This window comes from Paenibacillus thalictri (assembly GCF_004307995.1).
GTDB classification, from domain to species: Bacteria; Bacillota; Bacilli; order Paenibacillales; family NBRC-103111; genus Paenibacillus_AF; species Paenibacillus_AF thalictri.
The window spans coordinates 17,505-39,833 of record NZ_SIRE01000006.1 but is presented as its reverse complement, the minus strand read 5'-3'; the positions used below and the strand labels follow the sequence as shown (position 1 = coordinate 39,833).

The following is a 22,329-nucleotide window of genomic DNA, read 5'->3' as shown; positions in this document are numbered from 1 at the left end:
TGTGCCTCGTGCCCACGCGCATGGTGAGCCCTTGCAGTCGCTTCGCTCAGCATTGGGCACACCCGCGTTTTTCGCTCGGCGGGGTGACGCGTGAAGCGGCTGAGTGCCACGAGTTCGCGCGTTAGGTGTGCTTTGCTATCGCTTCGCTTAGCATCGGCGGCACCTGCGCTTGAGTGCGTGGATCGGCATATTTTTTATCGCAGATCGACGACAAACTTCGCACAAAAGGTCTGTTCCTTTTGGCAAAAGTTTGTTATAATGGCGGCAAGGAGACGATATCCCATGGGGAATTGTACTCTGAGCCGTTTTTTTTGCAAGTGGATACGGATTCTGCTCTGAGCCAATCGGACCGAGACAGAAGGAGCGAACGATTCCTTTTTGACGACAGGACCTTTTAGCTGTGGGCTAATAAGGTTTTTTTTCATTTTCGGTTCATATTGGGCGGCGGAACGAATACTAAAAGGGACTGTGAGGCAAAGCTTTTTGCCCGCAAAGAAAGGGGTACCGGCATGGAAAAGAAAGCTCTAAACTTAACCCGATTCAGAAAAATGAAACAGGACCGCGTTCCGATTACCGTCATTACCGCCTATGATTACCCGTCGGCCCGGCTGGCCGAAGAAGCGGGCGTCGACGTTATCCTAGTCGGTGATTCGCTTGGCAATGTGGTATTGGGCTACGAATCGACCGTTCCGGTTACGATCGACGATATGGTGTATCATTCGAGAGCTGTGACCCGCGGCGCGCCGTCGACGTTTGTCGTAACGGATATGCCTTTTGCCACTTATCACGGAAGTGTGGACCATACATTACGCGGCGCCTCCCGTATTATGCAGGAGGGTCTTGCTAAGGCGGTTAAGATGGAAGGCGGCGCGGAAATTGCCGGCGCTGTCGAAGCTTGCGTCAACGCGGGCATACCGGTTATGGCGCATATCGGCTTAACCCCTCAATCGATTCATATGATCGGCGGATATAAAGTGCAAGGGAAAAATTCCAAACAAGCGCAAAAGCTGCTTGACGACGCGAAGGCATTAGAGCAAGCAGGAGCATTTTCGATCGTCTTGGAGCTCATGACAGAAGAGATTGCCGAGCTGATCACCGGCTCGATATCGATACCAACCATCGGCATCGGCGCCGGGGCAGTGACCGACGGACAAGTTTTGGTATTTCACGATGTGCTCGGTTACACGGCTGATCCTTTTCCTAAGAAGTTTGTCAAAACGTATGCCAATATCGGCGAAACGATCCGCAGCGGCATTTCCCAGTATGTTCGTGAAGTGAAGGAGCGAAGTTTCCCTGCTCCGGAACATGCGTTTCATATCGAACAAGAGCTGCAGCAGCCGGTATACGGCGGCGGTAAAGCATAAGGAGAGTGCAGTTATGCGTGTCGTGAAACAGATCAATGAGCTGCGGCAAACGATCAAACAATTGAAGGGCAACCAATCTGACACCAGCGTGGGTTTCGTTCCGACTATGGGATATTTGCATGCCGGACACGCCAGCTTGATGGAGGCCGCGCGCAAGCAAACCGATATTGTGGTGCTGAGCATTTTTGTCAATCCGCTGCAATTTGGGCCCAATGAAGATTTCGATAAATATCCGCGCGACCATGAGCGGGATTTGAAGCTGGCGGAGCAAGCCGGTGTGGATATCGTATTTTTGCCGGAAGTATCGGAGATGTATCCGCGCAAAATCAAAACGGCGGTTAGCGTTGCCGGAGTAACGGAACGGTTATGCGGCGCTTCGCGGCCGGGACATTTTGACGGCGTGGCGACCGTCGTTTCGAAGCTGTTTAACATTGTGAAACCTAATAAAGTATTTTTCGGGATGAAGGATGCTCAGCAGATTGCGGTGATTCGCCAGATGGTCGACGACCTGAATATGGACATCACGGTGGTGCCGTGTCCGACGCTCAGGGAAGAGGACGGTCTTGCTTTAAGCTCGCGTAATGTATATTTAAGCGCAGAGGAAAGAAAACAAGCGCTGGTGTTGTCTTCGTCGCTCCGGTTAGCCGAGCAGTGGATTGCCACGGACCGGCTGCCTGCGGATGAAGTAAAAGAGCGTGTGATCCGGCATATTTCCGAAGCGCCGCTGGGACGGATCGATTATGTGGAAATATTGACTTATCCCGGGTTAGAGCCTGTCGAATCAGGAGCCGCTCCGGAATCGTTGATCGTTGCCCTTGCCGTAAAATTCGGAACAACGCGATTGATCGACAATGTTATTGTAGAAATGGGGAGTTAATTTATGTTCAGAACGATGATGAAAGCCAAAATACACCGCGCTACGGTGACGGAAGCCAATTTAAACTACGTCGGCAGCATTACGATTGACGAAGACCTGCTTGACGCTGTCGATATGCTGCCCAGCGAGAAGGTGCAGATCGTCAACAATAACAACGGCGCGCGTTTTGAAACTTATATTATACCCGGTGCGCGCGGCTCCGGCGTCATCTGTCTGAACGGCGCTGCGGCGAGACTTGTCCATCCCGGAGATACGGTTATCATTATTTCTTATGCCATGATGACAGACGAGGAAGCAAGAAAACATCATCCGAACATCGCCATTATCGGGGAAAATAATAAGATTGTCAGCGTAATTAAAGAAGAAATCCATTCCACCGTACTGTAAGACGCATGAAATGTCGGCCTCACGCAAACAATGAAGATAACCTTGAGCATAAGGTGGGATGCTTCCGTGTTTAATCCATTGTTCGCTTCAATGAATGAGGTGCTTGACGAAATTATCGCCGACTACGCTTCAGCCACATATGCCCAAAGAGCTGAAATGGACGAAAAGCTCCGTATTTTGCGGGGGATGAGCGATGTTTGCATTGAGCAGTGGCTGTTGTTCGAAGAAAAAATGGGCAAGTATTTGCAACACCGAACCGAAGAACACGAAGTCGAGAAGCAAGCTCCAGATGTTGAGTTGTCCGGCAAGCATTCGGAGCTGTTCCAGCGGGGACAAGGTTATTATAAGCTGAATATGTACGATGAGGCGATCCGCGAATTTGAAGGGATTGTGCGCAGCGAACCCGATTTTCTGCTCGCCAGAGTGTATTTGGGAATGAGCTTTTTGCAAAAAGGAGATACGTCAGAGGCATACCGGCTGTTTCATTTATTGATCCATATTTCCGAAAATGCCCAAATGAAAGCCATCTCTTACAATGCTATGGGTTGCATTCATATGTTAAGGCGCAACTTGGAAAAAGCTTACGAGTACTTCAGAAAGGCTTATAAAAGCGACCCCGCTGTGATCGAGCCGTTATTTTCAATGGGACTTTGTTACGAGCATAAAGGAAAACTGGAGTTTATGCTTGAATAAAATTATATTCCCATAAGCCGACTCTTTTTGGTATGCTTAAAGGAAGAGCATTTTCAGAAGGGGTTTAGGGAATAAGATGAAATTTGCAGTGCTTGACTTTGAAACGACGGGCAGCGGATCGAATGACGAGATCATTCAAGTCGGCCTTGTCATTATAGATCAATTTCAAATTTCGGACAGGTATACTTCCCTCGTGAACCCGGGGATCGGTATACCTTCTTCTATTACTGCGCTTACGGGCATTACCGATGAGATGGTGGCGGATGCGCCGCGGATGGATCAAGTCGTCTCCGAGATGGTTCCGCTTTTGTCGGACTCGGTACTCGTGGCGCACAACGCCGGATTCGACCTCGCTTTTCTGCAAAAAGCGCTCGACGATCACGGTTATTTTCCGTATGACGGCAGAGTGCTGGATACGATGGATGCGCTGCGCATGCTGTTTCCGGGCATGTCCAGCCTGCAGCTGAGCCTCGCCTGCGATGCGCTGGATATCGTGCATGAGCGCCCGCATCAAGCGGACAGCGATGCCGAAGTGACGGCGCTGCTGTGGCTGAAATGCATGCAGCGGCTGCTGGAGCTGCCGCTGCTCACGCTGCAGCGCCTGTGTACGCTGTACCAGGCGGAAGCAAACGACATGGGATGGTTCCTGGAGGAAATCCGCTTATTTAAGGAAGCTCATTCTTCAGAAGCGGTCGACAATGCAGTATATTTTCGCCAGTTTGCTTTAAATGTCGATGACTGGGACGAAGAGAAGCGGGAGCGTACTGCGGATGAAGCAAGCAGGCTGGGAAGCAATTTTAACGATTTTTACGACGATCTGCGAAACAATCTGAAGACCAAATTTGAAACGTATGAAGAACGGGAATCCCAAGTTATCATGCTTCAGGAGGTTGAAGATGCGTTTCAGGCGAGCCGCCACCTGATGATCGAAGCCGGCACGGGCACGGGAAAATCGCTTGGTTACTTGATTCCCGCGTTGTATTATGGCATGAAGCAGGACAAAAAAATCGTCGTCAGCACACATACGATCAATTTGCAGGAGCAGCTGAAAGAGCGGGACTTGCCGCTGCTTCACGATATTTTTCCGGCGCCGTTTGAAGCGGCCGTACTTAAAGGAAGAAGCCATTATTTGTGCTTGCGCAAATTTGAGCATAAAATCAATACGTTGGATTTTGAATATAGCAAGGAAGACCGCCTGACTGCCGGGCAGATGCTCGTTTGGCTGGGAGAGACGGAAACCGGGGATGAAGAAGAGCTGCATTTCGGCAACAGAGGGCCGCAGTTCTGGCATACGGTGGCAAGCGACGCCGATTCCTGCTTAAACCGTTCTTGCCCGTGGTTTAAAAAATGTTTCTATCACCGGGCGCGCTACAGAGCGAACAACGCCGATGCAATCATTACGAATCATTCGCTGCTGTTTACCGATGTCCGGGCGGAAAACCGGATTTTGCCGGCCTATAAGCACCTGGTCATCGACGAGGCTCATCATTTCGAGGAAGTGGCGAGCAAGCACTTTGGCATTGAGCTGCATTATGCGGCGCTTGTAGGGGCGCTCTTGTGGCTGTACAAGGACAGCCGGAGCGGGCAGCTGTCGCATTTGCGCCAGCGGCTGCAGAAACATGAAGGGGAGTTGGCTTCGGGCTGGTGTGGCGTGATCGACAAACTGATCCCCAAAATCGTGCAGTTGAAAGAAGATTGGGATATGCTGACGGAGCAGCTGTACCAACTGCTCGCGATGAACAACGATCTCGGACAATCGGAGATGGGCCAGCCCGTATTACGGATCAAAAAGGAGCGGCTGCCTTCCATTTGGCCTACGCTGCAAGGAATCGAACAAAATATATATTTGAACCTGGGAGATTTGGGAAAACAGCTGGATAAGCTGCTGCTTGAGCTGAAGGAAGTTCAAGAGGAATACGAGGTGCAAAGCTTCGTAACCGATCTGGGCGGTATCGGCAAAGAGCTGTCGCAGCATAAGGACGCGCTTCATTTCTTCATGAACATGCCTGAAGAGGGGTATGTGTATTGGATGGAGGCAAGTCCCCACGGCAAAGCCAAATCGCTGCAAATTACGAGTGTGCCGATTGATGTCAGCCCTCTGCTGCGGGAATATTTTTTCGAACCGAAGGAATCTATTGTGATGACCTCCGCTACACTTTCGGTGAATAAATCGTTTGAGTATACCAGCGAGCTGTTAGGCCTCAAAACCGAAGAGCAAACTAAGGTGAAAACCGTGCAGCTGCCGTCTCCGTTTAATTACAGGCAGCAGGCTTTGGTCGTCATACCCCGCGATTTTCCGAGCATTAAAGGCGCAGGCAGCGAGGCGGTATTTGTCGAGAAGCTCGTCGACTCCTTGGCCGAGGTGGCCGTTGAAATGAATGGACGCATGCTGGTGCTGTTTACGTCCAACCGGATGCTGAAAGCGGCGCACGCAGGGCTTAAGGAACGGCTGGAGCCTCATGGCATTCACGTGCTCGGACAAGGCGTCGACAGCAGCAACCGCAGCAAGCTGACACGCATGTTCCAAAGTTACCCGTCATCGGTGCTGCTCGGAACAAGCAGCTTCTGGGAAGGCGTAGACATACCGGGCAATGCGCTCAGCTGCCTCGCGATTGTCAGATTGCCGTTTCAACCGCCGAATCACCCACTTGTGGAAGCAAAGATCGAGCATATCAAAAAGATGAACCTCAATCCGTTTATGAAGCTGTCCGTTCCGCAAGCGGTGATCCGGTTTAAACAAGGCTTTGGCCGGCTTGTCCGGACATCCGGAGATAAAGGGATCGTTATTATTTACGATACACGCGTGATCGATACGAGTTACGGCAAGCATTTTCTGTACTCGCTTCCGGGTCCCAAAATAGAACATATGCCGACAAGTCAGCTCGTTTCAAGGATCAAGCAATGGATGGGGGAAACAGGAGGATGAAAACTCCAAAAATATCAGAGGCGGTTGTTCGCAGACTGCCGATTTATTTGCGCTTTTTGAACGAACTAAATGTAAAAAATGTACACACCGTCTCATCCCAGGACTTGGGCCAAAAGCTGGACTTAAACCCGGCCCAAATCCGCAAGGATCTCGCTTATTTCGGGGAATTCGGCAAAAAGGGAATCGGCTACGATGTCGGATACCTGATCGAAAAAATCCGGCAAATTTTAAAGCTTGATAAGCTCATTCCGGTCGCTCTTGTCGGCACCGGCAACTTGGGCAGGGCGCTCAGCAATTATAATGCCTACATGCATGATAATATGAAAATCGTTGCCGTCTTTGATGCGGATGAACGGAAAATCGGCGGCTCGCTTAATAATTTGACCGTGCAGCCGATGCGCGAGTTAGGCGAGGCGATCCGCAAACATCAGGTAAGAATCGGGATTATTACCGTACCCGCGGCGGAAGCGCAAAATGTCGCCAATCAATTTGTCGAGGCCGGCGTGGAGGGAATTCTGAATTTTGCTCCGATCATAATTAAAGTGCCGCTGACCGTGAGAGTACATCATGCCGATTTAACCGCAGAACTGCAAAGTTTAGCGTATTATCTAGAAAAGTAGACAACAAAAAAGCTTGTCCCTTCTTAATGGAACAAGCCGAATAGGATTTTGCACAGCACATACGCCAGCGCCATGCTGATCGGAATGGTAATGACCCAGGTCGTTACCATTTTTGTTACTACAGACCATTTGACATCGTAAAACCTGATCACGCTGCCCGTGCCGATAATCGAAGACGAGATGACGTGTGTTGTCGATAAAGGCATGCCCATTGCAGTAGATGCTTGAATGATAATCGATGAATTCAAGTCGGAAGCGAAACCGTTGATCGGTTCGATTTTGATTAGCTTTTTGCTGACGGTATTGATAATGCGCCAGCCCCCGATGGAAGATCCAAGACCCATGGCCGTCGCAGCGAGCAGCTTTACCCATAAGGGGACGTCAAGATCGGTTTGAACACCGGTAGCGACTAATGCGAAAACGATAATGCCCATCGCTTTTTGCGCATCGTTGCCGCCATGAGAAAAAGACAACAATGCGGCTGAGAACACTTGCAGTGTGCGAAACAAGCGGTTGAATTTCGTGCGCGAGCTGTTTCCTTTGGCCATAATAATCTGCTTGAGAATCCACATAATGAGAAAACCGGTGGCAAAAGCGACAATCGGAGAAAGTACAAGGATTAAAATAATTTCTTTAAAACCGGACCAATTGACAGCGCCCCATCCGGCTCCGGCAACGACCGCCCCGGCTAAGGAGCCGATCAGCGTATGGGAAGATGAGGAAGGGATGCCAAAGTACCACGTAATTAAATTCCAGGCGATCGCTGCAAACAGCGTAGCGATGACAATCATAAGGCCATTGGGAATAACGGCGGGATTGGCGATTTTACCGCCTACGGTTTTGGCCACCTCGGAAGAAAATACCGCTCCCAGAAAATTAAGCACCGCGGCCATAATAACGGCGGTTTTAGGCGTAAGCGCTCGTGTCGAGATGGAAGTCGCAATGGCGTTGGCCGTATCGTGAAATCCGTTAATAAAATCGAATACCAGCGCGAGTACAACGATGAAGATAAGTAAGGTGAGCATGTTTTTCCTCCTGAGAGCTTCCGTTAGGAGAGCTTAACTGCGGTTACAGATGCACATCGTGAAGTTTCCATTAAGAGTAGCGCAATACGACGCTTTCGAGAATATTGGCTACATCTTCACAGGCGTCTGTTGTCTGCTCAAGCCGTTCGTATATTTCTTTTAACTTAAAGTCGGTGTAAGGATCGGTAGGATGAAGGAAGATTTGACGGATTCCTTCGCGCATCAACGTATCGCCTTCATTCTCAAGGCTGTTGATCTGTACCGAATGTTCCGTAATCTGCATATATTTTTTGCGCGGTAAAAGCTTAAACGCATCCAAAATGTGCTGGCACGACTGAACGAGCACTGCGGAGAAATCTTGCATGAACTTATCTGTTTTCTGTACGTTCATGTAATCGAAGCGGGCGATTGTAGCTTCAATGCCGTCCATCACATCATCCAGCTTTGCCGCAAGCTCCATGATGTCTTCACGGTCGAGAGGGGTGATAAACGTTTTGTTAAGCCCCTTAAATATTTGGTGAGTGATTTGGTCGCCTTTATGCTCCAGCTCTCTGAGCTCAGGATAAAAGGTTGCAGGCGGCTCACTCCCCATCATCGCGTTTCGGAATGTTTGAGCGGCCAGCAAACAATTTTCCGCCGATTTTATTAACAGCAGCAAAAAATCGGTGTCGGTTTTTTTGGCAAAAAGCATTGCATTTCCCCCGTTTCGTTCCTTTAATTTTAACGATTATGTAATGAAAAGCCAAAAGAACACAAAGATAAAAATACCATACAAATCGGACGTTTTGCAATCATAGTTTAACCATTATGATGACGGAACATGATTATGTGAGTTTGCAGCGGGTTGGGGGAATTTGCCTTGATTTTGTCACCTTGAAGTTGTACAGTTAAAAAGGATGTCGACTTGCGCTTCAATTATTTTCTACATTATTACATATTGCAGAAGAGAGGTACGGAAATCATATATGAAAACGACATTAATTAAGAACGGCACGTTTATCACGATGGCGGACACGCAGGTTGTAACGGGCTGTTTGGAAATACAAGATGACCGCATTACTTATATCGGCAGTACGCCGAACCAGCCGCTCGATCAATACGATGAAGTGATAGACGGAACAGGCAAGTTATTTATGCCCGGTCTTGTAAATACGCATTGTCACGCCGCGATGTCTCTGCTTCGGGGTTATGGCGACGATCTGGCGCTGCAGGTATGGCTGCAGGAAAAAATGTGGCCGATCGAAGGGAAGTTTACGGCTGAGGACGTTCGATTTGGTACCGAGTTGTCGATTTTGGAGATGGTAAAAGGCGGCACAACCACATTCGTAGATATGTACGATCATATGAACGAAGTGGCGCAGGCTGTTGAGCAATCGGGAATGAGAGCGTGCCTGACGCGCGGCGTGATCGGCTTATGTCCGCCCGATGTGCAGGATGCCAAGCTTAAAGAAGCGGTGCAGTTCGCCAAAGACTGGCACGGCAAAGCTAACGGCCGCATCACCACGATGATGTCGCCGCATGCGCCTTACACCTGTCCTCCAGATTATATCGAACGTATCGTTCAAGCGGCTCATGATCTGAACCTGCCGATCCATACGCATATGTCCGAATCAAGAAGAGAAGTGCAGGAGAATGAAGAACAGTACGGTTTGCGCCCGGTTGCTCACCTTGAGAAGCTTGGCATGTTTGCCAGACCGACACTTGTCGCACATGGCGTTCATCTGACCGACGAGGAGATCGCAACGCTCGCACGTTATGACGTGCGTGTATCCCATAACCCGGGCAGCAACTTGAAACTGGCCAGCGGCATTGCAAGAGTTCCTGAGCTGCGCAAAGCGGGTGTGCTTGTATCGCTGGGTACGGACAGCTCGGCAAGCAACAACAATTTGGATATGTTCGAAGAAATGCGTCTTGCCGCTTTGCTTCACAAAGGCGTATCCGGAGATCCAGTTGCGGTTCCGGCATTCGAAGCGCTGCAAATGGGGACAATCGATGGAGCCAAGTCGATTTGGCTTCATGAAGTAGGTCAGCTTGTTCCCGGCATGAAGGCCGATCTGATCGCCGTGGATATCGATCAGCCGCATTTTTATCCGAAAACCAACTATATTTCCCACATGATTTATTCGGCTTCGGCCAAAGACGTAACGGACGTGTGTGTGGATGGTCAATGGATTGTCCGCGGCGGCGAGTGTTTGACTTTGGATGAAGAGAAGATCAAATACGAAGCTCAGGCATGCTTTGAACGGCTGACCTCGTCATAAGGCGGCGTTTTTCATGAAGCTGAAGCATAAAATAGGAATCGGTTCCGCCATTTTTATTGTAGCGTTTGTTCTTCTGGGGTTGAAGTTTTTCTCTCTTATTCACGAAGACGAATGGGCCACTTACAGGGATGCCGTTAATACCGCATACGAGAAGACGGTGCTTGTCAAACCTGTCAAAGTTGACCGGTTTATCTCCAATAAGCAATATACGGTCATTCAGGGAGAAGATAAAATCGGGCATCCTGTCATTGTGTGGGTAAGCGAAGACGAGGTCATCACGGAGATGGCTTCCGACGGCGTAACCCAGGAACAAGTCGAGCAATCGCTGACGGCCGCCGATCCGGAGGCCAGTCTGCTCCGAGTGACGCCGGGCAAATTGGACGATCAGCTGGTTTGGGAAGCCTTTTACAAAAAGCCCGCGGATGGCGGAGAACATTTCTTTTATAATTATTACGCATTTACGGACGGCTCGCTGATCGATACGTACCGGCTGAGCCTCCAATAAAATCAAATATTTAAGAAAGCCGGGCCTCTGAACAGTGAGGCCACTGAAAAAGCAGCTTAAGTGAGCGAAATCATGCTGGAGAAGCATCAGCGTTCACCTTTTCAGTGGCCTCCTGAGCGCAGGTCCGGCTTTTTTTCCACACATTACATCAGCATTCGCGGGGAGCGTGTGTTATACTTTCGTATATCGGCAAGCAAGTTATCGCCGATGGAATCCAACCGACTCCGATTTCGATACTGCGATTGGGCAGCAAAACATTGGCAAATCTCACTTCAGCGAATTTTAAGCTAAGTCATTTATAATGAAAATACAATAACAAGAAAGGGGGACGTTGCTTTATGAAGTTACGTCTCTTACCTGTCTTAGTAACCGTCTGTATCAGTGCGGTTGTATTGTTTGGGGGGTATTTTACTTATCAAAGTTTGGCTATGGAAAATCCTTTAAATAAAATCATTACGTCCGCACCCGGAGTACAGTCGGCAGGCATGACGCTGACCAGCAGCGAGGCGGATATCGATCTGAAGCTGAATTCAGACGCCAACCTTCGTGAAATAGTTCACAAAATCACAACCGACGGTGCTTCGATATTAGGGAAAAAAGAATTGTCCGTTAAAGTGACGAATGATTCCGTACCGGCCTTGGATCAGTGGTGGTCTTCGGTGTTATTTGATGTAGCTCAGGCGATGGAAACCAAACATTATTCCGATATTCCGGCAACATTGCAGGATAAAGCCAAACAAGTGAACGGTTTACAAACAGATACGCAAATGGACGATAAAAACGTATATATTCGCATCACGGACGGCACACAAAGCAAGTTTGTGATTTTACCGCGTACGCCTGCCAAGATAGGAGTGTGGCCAAATGAGTAAGTACGGTAAAGAGATACTCATTGGAATTGTGCCTGTCATTTTGGTGTTTCTTGCGTTTGTCGGCGTTAATGTCATTCCGCTTATTTTTATGACCGTATTGCTAGGGTCTCTCTTCTTTATGACACGTATGCGCGGCGGCACGATGGGAGTTGGTGGAGGCGACCGGCGCGGTAAACCGCGCGCTCCTTCGTTTCTCACATTTGAGGAAATCGGCGGCCAAGACCGCGCAAAAAAAGAGCTGAAAGAAGCTTTGGACTTTTTGATCCGTTATGATGAAATTCAGAAGCTGGGCATTCGTCCGCTGAAAGGGATATTGCTGACAGGCCCTCCGGGGACTGGTAAAACGCTGATGGCGAAAGCCGCGGCGCATTATACGAACTCCGTGTTTATGGCTGCCGCCGGCAGTGAGTTTGTGGAGATGTATGTCGGCGTAGGGGCAAGCCGCATCCGCGACCTGTTCAAAGAGGCTCGTACCCGCGCCCAAAAGGAAAACAAGGAAAGTGCGATTATTTTCATCGATGAGATCGACGTTATTGGCGGCAAACGCGACGGCGGTCAGCATCGCGAATACGATCAGACGTTAAACCAGCTGTTGACCGAAATGGATGGTATTCATACCAGCGAATCGCCGCGTGTGCTGATTGTCGCGGCCACTAACCGCAAGGAAATGCTCGACAGTGCGCTGCTTCGCCCTGGACGTTTTGACCGTCATATCGAAGTTGATTTGCCGGATAAAAAGGGGCGTCTGCACATCTTGAACATTCACAGCAAAAACAAGCCGATTGCAGAGGCAGTTGAGCTTGAGCATGTCGCCGAGGAAACTTTCGGTTTCTCCGGCGCTCAACTGGAAAGCGTCATGAACGAAGCGGCGATTTATGCGATGCGCGACGAAGTGAGCCATATCGAGCAGCGTCACCTGTCTCTTGCCGTCGATAAAGTGATGATGGGCGAGAAGACGGACCGCGAATCGACCAAGGAAGAACGCGACCGCGTGGCGCTACATGAGTTAGGCCATGCGATTGTAGCCGAGACGGTACGACCGGGCTCCGTCTCTCAGGTTGCTTTAAGCCCGCGCGGCAAGGCGCTTGGTTATGTGCGTCACAATCCGCAGCAGGACCAATACCTGTATACGAAGGAGCACTTGGAGCAGCAGATTATGATTGCGCTGGGTGGCGCCGCGGCGGAAGAGATGTTTTACGGCGGGCGCAGCACCGGCTCACGCAACGATTTCGAGCAGGCGCTTAATCTGGTGCATACGATGATGGATTGCGGTTTGACCAATTTGGGAATCATAGACCGGCAGATGGTCACCAAAGAGGAACTGATGAAAGAAAATGCGGCGATCCTAGAAATGCTCACCAATTCGACTAGAGAGCTGCTTCAACAGCACCGCGCCGTATTCGAACAATCGCTGGACATCTTGATTCAGGAAGAAGTGCTTTCCGGCGATCAGTTCCGCGAGCTGTTGTCCGCTTCCAACTTGCAGCTGGCCTAAAATAGGTTAAGAAGCTCCGCCTGATTCCATTTGCTGGAGGCGGAGCTTTTTTTTGCGTCTTTTTCAACAGGGGGGGTCTTGGTGTATACTATAATGTGGTGCTTTTTATTGTATGATTCATCACTGCAAAGCGCCTGTTATTTATGTATTATACCAGTGAGGGCAAATAGAGATAAAAGGTGGTGCTTTGTGATGGCGATGAAAAAAATCGGTGTGCTTGGTGCCGGCACGATGGGACAAGGCATTGCAGAAATGCTTGCGGCCAAAGGGTTGGAAGTGCTGCTGATGGAACGGACTCCGGAGAAGCTGGAGGAAGCTTGGGAGCAAATTGGTTCGAGTCTCGACAAGCAAATGGTAAAGTGGGCGATTACGGCAGCGGAGAAAAAGCTGCTGCTCTCGAAGATACATAAAGTTACCGACTATAGCGGGCTTGCCGATTGCGATATGGTCATTGAGTCGATCACTGAGGATTTGGAATTAAAGAAAGCGCTGTTCTGCCAGCTGGATGAACTATGCCCGCGCAAGGTTATTCTCGCCAGCAACACATCCACGCTCAGCTTAACGGAGCTCGCGGCGGTAACCAAGCACCCGGAGAGGGTTATCGGGATTCACTTTTTGCCTCCGGTTGCGAAAATTGACCTCGTAGAAATTATCCGCGGGCTCAAGACCTCGGAAGAAACGTTCCTGGCGACTCGGCAATTTGTGACCGAGACCATTGAGAAACATGGAATTCAAGTCTATGAATCTCCGGGTTATGTGACGACACGATTAATATGCGTGTTGATTAATGAAGCGCTGCATGTGCTCTCCGAACGGGTGGCTGCCGCCGAAGATATTGATAATGCGATGCGTATCGGCTACAGTTTTCATTACGGCCCGCTGGAGATGGCGGACCGCTTTGGGTTGGACTCGGTGATGGCCGCTATGGAGCGGATGTTCCGCGAATTCGGAGACTTGAAATACCGCCCTGCGGCGATGCTTAAACAGATGGTCAGAGCGGGACAGCTTGGGGTCAAAACCGGAGAAGGTTTCTTTAAGTATGACAAGGACGGTGACCGGATACTATGAAAATACTTGTCATTAATGCGGGAAGTTCGTCGCTGAAGTTTCAGCTTTACAGAATGCATGACGAATCTGTTTTGGCCAAAGGCAAAGTGGAGCGGATCGGCATGGAAACCGCGATTTTGACCTATGAACCCGAGAATGGCCCGGAGCTGCGCGAGGTCAGTGAAATATTGGACCACACGACGGCAATCCGCAAAGTGCTTGCTTCGATTGTCGATCCCGATACCGGGGTTTTGAAATCGGTTAACGAAATTGATGCTGTAGGGCACCGCGTCGTTCACGGCGGGGAAAGCTTTAAGGGAACCGTGATTGTAAACGAGGAAGTAAAGCGGGAAATCAAGCAATTGTTCGACCTGGCCCCGCTGCACAATCCCGCGCATTTGCTTGGGATCACCGCTGTTGAGGCGAATATTCCGGAAGTTTCGCAGACCGTGACGTTCGATACCGCATTTCATCAAACGATGCCGCCATTATCTTATTTGTATCCGATACCTATGGTTTTGTATAAACGTCATAAAATCCGCCGTTACGGTTTTCACGGCACATCTCACGATTATGTCAGCAAACATGCTGCCGCTTTTCTTGGCAAACCGCTTGAGCAGCTGAAAATGATTACATGCCATATCGGCAACGGCGCGAGCTGTACGGCTGTGCTCGGAGGCAAATCGCTGGATACAAGCATGGGCATGACCCCGCTGGAAGGTTTGATGATGGGGACGCGCAGCGGCGATATCGATCCGGCTATCGTGCCTTTTGCGATGAGCAAGGAGGAGCTGACCTTAAATGAAGTCAATTCCATGCTCAATAAACATAGCGGTCTGATGGCTATCTCCGGAACGTCGAGTGATATGAGGGAAATTCAGCAGGCCATGCAAGACGGCGATTCGAAAGCGGAGCTTGCTTTCCAAATGTACGAATACCGGCTGCGTAAATATATCGGCGCATATGCCGCGGCGATGAACGGGCTGGATGTGCTAGTATTTACCGCAGGCGTCGGGGAAAATTCGGCGATATTACGCAAAGCCGTATGCGATAATCTAACGTTTATGGGCATTGAGCTGGACGATGAGTTAAATGCGCAGCGTTCCGGCAGTGAGCGGCTGATTTCATCTCCGGCATCCCGTGTCGCCGTACTCGTGATTCCGACCAACGAAGAGCTTGTGATCGCCCGCGAAGCTCATGCGTTATTGAATCAGCCAAATTAGTGTATAATGGAAATAAGTTTTAAAGTAACAGGAGGGCGGCAGATGAGTGGAAAATGTATGATTGGGGAAGTAAACCGCCATGTCGGCGACCAGGTTACGATCGGCTGCTGGCTGCACAATAAACGGTCCAGCGGTAAAATCCAGTTTTTGCAGCTGCGCGACGGTTCCGGATTTATCCAAGCCGTGCTTGTCAAAAATGAAGTCGGCGAGCAAATTTGGGAAGCGGCAAGTCATCTTACCCAGGAAAGCTCGCTGTATGTCACCGGTACGGTACGCGAGGAACCGCGCAGTCAAAGCGGCTACGAGCTGACGGTCACCGGGCTTGAAATTATTCAAATATCCAGCGAATATCCGATTGCTCCCAAGGAGCATGGCGTCGACTTTTTGATGGATCACCGCCATCTGTGGATCCGCAGTCCGCGCCAGCGGGCGATTCTTGTCGTGCGCTCGCAAATCATTCGCGCGATTCAGCAGTTTTTTGACGAACGCGGGTTTCATCTTGTTGATCCGCCGATATTAACACCATCATCCTGCGAAGGGACCACCAATCTGTTCCACACCAAATATTTTGACGAGGACGCTTATTTGACGCAAAGCGGCCAGCTATATATGGAAGCAGCGGCTATGGCACTGGGCAAGGTGTATTCGTTCGGGCCGACCTTCAGAGCGGAAAAATCGAAAACACGCCGGCATCTGATCGAATTCTGGATGATCGAACCGGAGATGGCGTTTGTCGATCATGAAGAGAACCTTGAGGTGCAGGAGCAATTCGTATCCCATATCATACAATCGGTGCTGCAGAACTGCGCCGCAGAGCTCAAGGTGCTGGAGCGGGACACCTCCAAGCTGGAGAAGATCGTTGCGCCGTTCCCGCGCATTTCATACGACGAAGCCGTCGAGTTTTTGCAAAAACAAGGCGTGGAATTCGAATGGGGCGAAGATTTCGGAGCGCCGCATGAGACGGCGATTGCCGAGGCATATGACAAGCCGGTGTTTATTACCAAATACCCGACAAGCTTTAAAGCATTTTATATGAAACCCGATCCGGACCGTCCGGAAGTTGTCTTGTGCGCCGATATGATCGCACCGGAAGGGTATGGCGAAATTATCGGAGGCAGCCAGCGCATCGACGATCCGGAATTGATGGAACAGCGGTTCCAGGAGCACAATCTGTCGAAGGAAGCTTATCAGTGGTATTTGGATTTACGCAAATACGGCTCTGTTCCACACTCCGGCTTCGGTCTGGGTCTGGAAAGAACCGTTGCTTGGATCTGCGGTTTGGATCATGTCAGAGAAACGATTCCGTTCCCGCGGTTGTTGTACCGGCTTTATCCTTAAGGCCCGCAGTAAAGAAAGAGGTGGGTTGCATGAAAGAACATACCGCCGGTTGGAATAAGGCGAAAAGCGGCTTTATCGCCGCATTGCAGATGGGGTCCGCAGGGATCCCTTATCTGCTTTTAAAAATGTACAAAAAACTGAAGCTGACCGAAACCGACGCGATGCTGCTCATTCACGTAATTGCTTTTGGGGAAAAAGAAGGCAAGGAATTCCCCACACTGGACGAGCTGCAGTCACGGATGTCGATTGGTCCCGAAGCGGTCATCGCCGCCTTGCAAAAGCTGCTGAAGGCGGGTGTGATTGCGATCGATCAAGAGCTGGACGCCCAGACGGGCGTTCAGTATGAACGGTACAATTTTACCCCGTTGTATGATAAATTGGCCGAATGCTGGTTGGACGAGCAGCGTCAACTCGCTGCAGCTGCGCTGCAGCAGGATGCCGGAAGGAATATTTTCTCGATTTTTGAAAATGAATTCGGACGGCCGCTGACACCGATGGAGATGGAGACGATTTCCAGCTGGCTGGACAAAGACCAATACAAAGAAGAGCTGATACTTGCGGCATTAAAGGAAGCGGTATTCGCCGGCAAGGTGCACTTTAAATACATCGACCGCATCTTGCTCGACTGGAGCCGCAATCGTGTCGCTACAGCCCAGCAGGCCCGCGAGCACGCCCAGAAATTTCGTTCGAAATAGGGATGCGGGATATTTCGCAGGGTGGACTGGCTGAGTGTGCGTATGTGCAGGGTGTAAATGCGTGGAATTGAATGCGGGAAATAACGAAGCGGCCGGTCATACGCTCATGACCAGGCCGCTTTTGTTTTCATGTTGGAACTTACATCGTTACTTGCTTCATCCGGTATACGTATTCGAACAAAAATTCGCAAGTTTCCAGATGACATTTGGCTTCAAATGCAGCGATCATGGCCGCGTTTAGCCTCTTTGGTTCTTCAATACCTCGATCACGTCGAAAAAGTCTGTAAACGGGTGATACGGCATGCCGCTCATCTCGCACATTTCGATCAGATGAGAACGGGCGAAAATTGTATCGACCAGCTTGGCTCCTTCAAAATCGGTGACGCTGTCGCCGATCAAGATCCGCTTATAGCGGTCCTTCGGATAGCTGCGAATGATGGTTGTTTTGCACATGCCGCAGTTGGTGTGGCACGCGTCATCGCATGGATGCGGCCATGTGATGCGGATGCGCTCGCCTGTAAAATCGCTGCCGTTGCAGTAAATATGCTCGGCCGGAATATCAAACGGTTTAAGCAGCGGGTAAACGAAAAAATCGATCCCGCCGCTGGTAACCAAAAAGTGGATATCATTTGCTTGGCAATAATCAAGCAGCCCCTGGAATCCGGCTCGAATGGTTGCATGGTTGAGGGCATAATCAATGACTTCTTGTTCCATTGAAGAAGGCAGCAGGGAGAACAATTTTCCAACGCCTTCTTTGATCGAAATATCTTTGGTGATGATTTGATTGACGAGTTCTTCATACCCATCCGGCTTAAAATGCTTCATGATCTCGATAATGTTATCGTTGTTGGTTATCGTCCCGTCAAAATCGCAAAAAATGACGGATTGCTTTTGCGCGCTGTCGGTCATTCTCTGATCCCCCATGCTTTTATTGCCGCTTTCAGCTCCGGCTTATGTGCTGCAATCTTTCAAAATCAACGGCACGCGGCCGGGATAAATACCGCCGACGGAACCGGAAAACTGAGGTGTTCATGAATGCTACACCTACTTTTTCGCAGTTTGCGGGATGACGGAGGCGCCGGCGCTTTCACTGATGCCTTCGCCGATTTCTTTGGCTCGTTCGGCGCAGCGAAGCACCGCTTGAACGACTCCTTCGCTAAAATGGTTGCGGTCGAGCGTTTCGATGGCGGCTTGCGTTGTGCCGTTCGGGGACGTCACTTTTCGCCGCAGGTCGGCAGGATTTTCCCCGGTGTGCAGAACCATGTTGGCCGCTCCGAGCACCGTCTGAACAGTCAGTTGTCTTGCCGCTTCTTCAGACAATCCGCCTTTCATTCCGCCTTGAATCATCGCTTCCATCATATAATAAATGTAAGCCGGGCCGCTGCCCGATACGCCTGTTACGATGTCAAGCTGCGATTCCTCGACCACCGAGACAAGGCCGGTCGCCTCGAACATTTCGCGGGCGATGGCACGTTGCGTTTCAGTAACGGTCGTGGAGAAGCTAAGGCCTGTAGCGCCTAGCCCGATTGTGCTGGACGTATTGGGCATCGTTCTCGCAATCGGCTGTTTTGTTGCCAAAATATGCTCGATCGTATCGACCGACAATCCGGCGATGACGGAAACGAGCAGTTGTCCGGGATGAAGCAGTTCACGCAGTCCGCGCAGTCCCTCCACGGCGTCCTTCGGTTTGAACGCCACAACAACGACATCGGCTTGGCGCACAAATTCGTCTTTGGCAGCAGGTTCCGCCGTTATTTGCACACCGTACGTCGACTTGATCGAGTCCAGCTTAGCTGCGTCTTGGCGGTTAAAAACAAAGATATTGTCCGGCCGGGCCACATGTTTGCCGGTTAATCCGCGAATAATCGCTTCGGCCATCGATCCGGCGCCAACAAACGTAATTTTTGCATCAGATAAGTTCATTACGGATATGCCCCCTTTATTATATTGTTAGTTAATATACCCAATCCCGTACATTTGCAAAGTTTATACAGATTAGGCAGGAGTAGACGCACCCGCATGGTGCGAATGCTACGGCAGCGGTTAGCCGCGGATTTGTCCGTTGCCGGTCACCACGTATTTCGTTGATGTCAGCGCAGGCAAGCCCATCGGTCCGCGGGCATGCAGCTTTTGCGTGCTGATGCCGATTTCCGCCCCGAAACCAAACTCGAACCCGTCGGTGAAGCGAGTGGAGACGTTATGATACACCGCGGCAGCGTCAATCTCTTGCAAAAATCTTTCGGCATTGCCGGCATGTTCGGTAACGATACATTCGGAATGCATCGTGCTGTGGTTGCGAATATGAGCAAGCGCCTCATCCAGACCGGAGACGATTTTGACGTTCAAAATATAATCGTTGTATTCGGTGTCCCAATCCTGCTCGGACGCGGCTTTCATGCCGGAAGCCAGTTGTCTTGCCCGCTCGTCGCCGCGCAGCTCGGTGTGATGGCTGTAAAACTGCTCGGCGAGCGCAGCCAGATGGTTAGCCGCAAATGCTTCGTGTACAAGCAGCGTCTCCATCGAATTGCAGACGGAAGGTCGCTGCACTTTGGCGTTAATGGCGATGCGCAGCGCCATTTCGTAATCGGCGCTTTCGTCGATATACGTGTGGCAGATGCCGGCGCCGGTTTCGATGACCGGTACAGTTGCGTTTTTGACGACATTTTGGATAAGCGAAGCGCCGCCGCGCGGTATGAGCACGTCGATCAGGCCGTTCAACTTCAGCATCTCGTCGACGGAGGAGCGGTCCGAGCTGAAAATAAGCTGCAGCGCGTCCGCCGGCATAGCCGATGAAGCAAGCGCCTCATGCAGCACCTCCACGATGCGCCGGTTGGAGTCAAGCGCCGCCGACCCGCCGCGCAATACGACCGAATTGCCCGTTTTTAAGCAAAGCGCCGCCGCATCCACCGTCACGTTGGGTCTTGCTTCGTAGATCATGCCGATAACGCCTAGCGGTACACGGAACTTGCGGACAAGCATCCCGTTTGGACGCTCGAATTGCTCCAGCAAATCGCCGACAGGATCGGGCAGCTCGACAACTTGGCGCAAACCGTCGGCCATAGCGGCGATCCGCTTTTCATTCAGCGCCAGCCGGTCGAGCAGCGACTCGCTGGTACCATTAGCCCGGCCGCGCTGCAGATCGATTTCGTTGGCCGAAATGATCGAAGCTTGTTCAGCGACAAGCGCGTCGGCCATTTTAAGCAAAGCTTCGTTTTTTTGTTCCGTAGTGAGCATGTTCATCCGCTGTGCGGCATGTTTGGCCAAACTGGCCTTTTGCACAACTTCGCTGACGGACGTTTGATTGGATAATGTCATGGGGGTTACCTCCTAAGAATTTTCGATAGAAAATTCGGCATCGTAAGCATAAACTAGGCTTTTCGTCAGAAAAGCCAGCATCGTAAGCGCGAAATTAATTGATCTGCTGCAGCGTAATCCATTCGTCGCGGTGAATGACTTCGATGCGCGGCACCTCAACCCGCCGCAGCGCTTCTTCGGTGGACAGCCCGGCGACGGCTTGCAACTGCCAAGCGGAGTAACCGACAACGCCACGCCCTATCGTTTGCCCGGCTTCGCCGATCACTTCGACGACATCGCCAGGGTGGAAATCGCCGTCAATCTCCTTGACGCCGGCCGGGAGCAGACTTTTGCCGCCGCTCACAAGCGCGGCTTCCGCACCGCGGTCGACGACGATCCGGCCGTGCGGCAGGGAGTGGAAGCCAAGCCACTGCTTTTTGACAGGCAAGGCATGCTCCGTTGTTTCGAAGTATGTACCTTTGCCGACGCCATCCAGCGCCAATCTCAGGTCACCCGGCTCGACAACTCTGCCGACGAAGACGGGAACGCCGCCGCGCATCGCAATGCGGGCCGCTTCAATCTTGGACCGCATGCCGCCGGTGCCGACCGATGAGCCGGAGCCCCCGGCAACACGGTAGATTTCGTCCGTGATCACCTCAATGCGGTCAAACCGCTGCGCGTTCGGATTTTTGCGCGGGTCTTCGCTGTACAGTCCGTCGGTGTCGGTCAAAATAACAAGTCGGCCCGCTCTGACCAGGTTGGCGACCAGCGCGGATAAGGTGTCGTTATCGCCGAATTTCAGCTCGTCGACCGATACGGTGTCATTTTCATTGATGATCGGCACTATACCTCGCTTCATCAGCTCGTCGATCGTCATCATGGCGTTATGGATTCGTTTGCGGTTGGAGAAATCGTAGCGTGTAAGCAATATTTGTGCCGCGACAATGCCGTGGGAGGCAAAAGCTTCCTGGTAGGCCTGCATCAGCAGCGCTTGGCCAACTGCGGCCGAAGCTTGCTTTTCATGCAAAAATTTAGGTTTCGCGGCATAACCGATCTGCCGGAATCCGGCAGCGACAGCTCCGGAGGTTACAAGCAGGGCGCTTTGACCGTCCGCATGAACGCGGGCCAGCTCATTTGCAAAAAAAGCGACCTTCTCCCGATTTAATCCGCCTTCATCTGAGGTAAGCGAGCTGCTGCCGATTTTCACAACGACTCTTTGCTGCATAGTTAAATCACTTCTTTCGTTCTAGACTTCGTAAAATTCCGGTAAAAATACAAAAAGCTCCCGTCCGGCTAAGGACGAAAGCTTGAGCTTCCGCGGTACCACCTTGCTTGATGAAATACATTCATCCAACTTGCTGTCTCTATAACGGCAGAGAAACACCGTCCAACTCGTCGTTGGCCGTTCAGGGGCGGGTTCGGTAATGGCGTCGCGGTAAATTCTTTCAGCCTGCGGAATTTACTCTCTGGTCGTTAGCCGGATTCCTACTATTCCCATCATTACGTTTGTTTTCTGAAGCTTTATTACTATAGAATATCATGCGGACTTTCGTTTTGTAAAGATTCATCCGGCCAATCGGATTCGGTATCGGCAGGGTTTGGTTCCGTCTTTTGAAGGAGGATACGGCTCTTTTGGCGAATTGAATTAAAAAAAGGCACAGGTGTTTGTGCGGCAGGGACGATGTTTTCCTCTTGCCGGCAAGCTCC

Annotated in this window: 20 protein-coding genes; 14 read left to right on the top strand and 6 right to left on the bottom strand. The window is 50.8% G+C overall.

The window, feature by feature from the left end; translation table 11 throughout:
• The first annotated feature begins 509 nt into the window (after positions 1–509).
• The 6 genes from panB to EYB31_RS08830 all read left to right on the top strand — a co-directional run bounded on the left by panB (position 510) and on the right by EYB31_RS08830 (position 6,867).
• On the top strand, positions 510–1,364 hold the full coding sequence (panB, locus tag EYB31_RS08855) for a 3-methyl-2-oxobutanoate hydroxymethyltransferase (protein WP_131012953.1): 855 nt from the start codon (positions 510–512) through the stop codon (positions 1,362–1,364).
• A 13-nt stretch (positions 1,365–1,377) separates the two neighbouring features.
• Positions 1,378–2,241, top strand: coding sequence for a pantoate--beta-alanine ligase (panC, locus tag EYB31_RS08850; protein ID WP_131012952.1), 864 nt, complete (start codon positions 1,378–1,380; stop codon positions 2,239–2,241).
• A 3-nt stretch (positions 2,242–2,244) separates the two neighbouring features.
• Positions 2,245–2,628 (top strand): aspartate 1-decarboxylase, encoded by a 384-nt coding sequence (panD, locus tag EYB31_RS08845; RefSeq protein ID WP_131012951.1) that lies wholly within the window; start codon positions 2,245–2,247, stop codon positions 2,626–2,628.
• A gap of 66 nt (positions 2,629–2,694) precedes the next feature.
• Complete coding sequence (locus EYB31_RS08840) at positions 2,695–3,321, top strand: tetratricopeptide repeat protein (RefSeq protein WP_131012950.1); 627 nt, start codon at positions 2,695–2,697, stop codon at positions 3,319–3,321.
• A 76-nt stretch (positions 3,322–3,397) separates the two neighbouring features.
• Positions 3,398–6,247: an ATP-dependent DNA helicase DinG gene (gene dinG, locus EYB31_RS08835; RefSeq protein ID WP_131012949.1), complete on the top strand. Its 2,850-nt coding sequence runs from the start codon at positions 3,398–3,400 to the stop codon at positions 6,245–6,247.
• Complete coding sequence (locus EYB31_RS08830) at positions 6,244–6,867, top strand: redox-sensing transcriptional repressor Rex (protein WP_240762237.1); 624 nt, start codon at positions 6,244–6,246, stop codon at positions 6,865–6,867. The genes dinG and EYB31_RS08830 overlap by 4 nt, the downstream gene beginning before the upstream one ends.
• A 23-nt stretch (positions 6,868–6,890) precedes the next feature.
• Here EYB31_RS08830 and EYB31_RS08825 read toward each other — a convergent pair whose 3' ends face one another.
• Both EYB31_RS08825 and EYB31_RS08820 read right to left on the bottom strand, forming a co-directional pair.
• On the bottom strand, positions 6,891–7,892 hold the full coding sequence (locus EYB31_RS08825; RefSeq protein WP_131012947.1) for an inorganic phosphate transporter: 1,002 nt from the start codon (positions 7,890–7,892) through the stop codon (positions 6,891–6,893).
• 70 nt (positions 7,893–7,962) lie between these two features.
• Positions 7,963–8,583 carry a DUF47 domain-containing protein gene (locus tag EYB31_RS08820; RefSeq protein WP_131012946.1) on the bottom strand — a complete coding sequence of 207 codons (621 nt, stop codon included), beginning with the start codon at positions 8,581–8,583 and terminating at the stop codon, positions 7,963–7,965.
• A gap of 274 nt (positions 8,584–8,857) precedes the next feature.
• Between EYB31_RS08820 and EYB31_RS08815 the strand changes: the two genes are divergently transcribed.
• The 8 genes from EYB31_RS08815 (at position 8,858) to EYB31_RS08780 (ending at position 17,328) form a co-directional block, all read left to right on the top strand.
• Positions 8,858–10,153, top strand: a complete 1,296-nt coding sequence (locus tag EYB31_RS08815; protein WP_131012945.1) for an amidohydrolase — start codon at positions 8,858–8,860, stop codon at positions 10,151–10,153.
• 13 nt (positions 10,154–10,166) lie between these two features.
• Complete coding sequence (locus tag EYB31_RS08810; RefSeq protein ID WP_131012944.1) at positions 10,167–10,658, top strand: cell wall elongation regulator TseB-like domain-containing protein; 492 nt, start codon at positions 10,167–10,169, stop codon at positions 10,656–10,658.
• A 338-nt stretch (positions 10,659–10,996) separates the two neighbouring features.
• The gene (locus EYB31_RS08805; RefSeq protein ID WP_131012943.1) at positions 10,997–11,530 is read left to right on the top strand and encodes a hypothetical protein; all 534 of its coding nucleotides are present in this window, start codon (positions 10,997–10,999) and stop codon (positions 11,528–11,530) included.
• On the top strand, positions 11,523–13,025 hold the full coding sequence (locus tag EYB31_RS08800; RefSeq protein ID WP_131012942.1) for an AAA family ATPase: 1,503 nt from the start codon (positions 11,523–11,525) through the stop codon (positions 13,023–13,025). The genes EYB31_RS08805 and EYB31_RS08800 overlap by 8 nt, the downstream gene beginning before the upstream one ends.
• 192 nt (positions 13,026–13,217) lie before the next feature.
• On the top strand, positions 13,218–14,093 hold the full coding sequence (locus EYB31_RS08795; RefSeq protein WP_131012941.1) for a 3-hydroxyacyl-CoA dehydrogenase family protein: 876 nt from the start codon (positions 13,218–13,220) through the stop codon (positions 14,091–14,093).
• A complete protein-coding gene (locus EYB31_RS08790) occupies positions 14,090–15,295 on the top strand; it encodes an acetate/propionate family kinase (RefSeq protein WP_131012940.1) in 1,206 nt (401 codons plus the stop codon). Before EYB31_RS08795 ends, EYB31_RS08790 begins: the two co-directional genes overlap by 4 nt.
• Before the next feature lie 42 nt (positions 15,296–15,337).
• Positions 15,338–16,633, top strand: a complete 1,296-nt coding sequence (asnS, locus tag EYB31_RS08785; protein WP_131012939.1) for an asparagine--tRNA ligase — start codon at positions 15,338–15,340, stop codon at positions 16,631–16,633.
• Positions 16,634–16,662: 29 nt separating this feature from the next.
• Entirely contained in the window at positions 16,663–17,328 is a 666-nt protein-coding gene (locus EYB31_RS08780) for a DnaD domain-containing protein (protein ID WP_131012938.1), read from the top strand.
• Positions 17,329–17,565: 237 nt separating this feature from the next.
• Here EYB31_RS08780 and EYB31_RS08775 read toward each other — a convergent pair whose 3' ends face one another.
• The 4 genes from EYB31_RS08775 to proB form a co-directional block, all read right to left on the bottom strand.
• On the bottom strand, positions 17,566–18,237 hold the full coding sequence (locus EYB31_RS08775; protein WP_131012937.1) for a 2-hydroxy-3-keto-5-methylthiopentenyl-1-phosphate phosphatase: 672 nt from the start codon (positions 18,235–18,237) through the stop codon (positions 17,566–17,568).
• A gap of 135 nt (positions 18,238–18,372) precedes the next feature.
• The gene (gene proC / locus EYB31_RS08770; protein ID WP_131012936.1) at positions 18,373–19,251 is read right to left on the bottom strand and encodes a pyrroline-5-carboxylate reductase; all 879 of its coding nucleotides are present in this window, start codon (positions 19,249–19,251) and stop codon (positions 18,373–18,375) included.
• Between the two features lie 120 nt (positions 19,252–19,371).
• On the bottom strand, positions 19,372–20,643 hold the full coding sequence (locus EYB31_RS08765) for a glutamate-5-semialdehyde dehydrogenase (RefSeq protein ID WP_131012935.1): 1,272 nt from the start codon (positions 20,641–20,643) through the stop codon (positions 19,372–19,374).
• A gap of 94 nt (positions 20,644–20,737) precedes the next feature.
• On the bottom strand, positions 20,738–21,847 hold the full coding sequence (gene proB, locus EYB31_RS08760; protein WP_131012934.1) for a glutamate 5-kinase: 1,110 nt from the start codon (positions 21,845–21,847) through the stop codon (positions 20,738–20,740).
• Positions 21,848–22,329 lie beyond the last annotated feature (482 nt).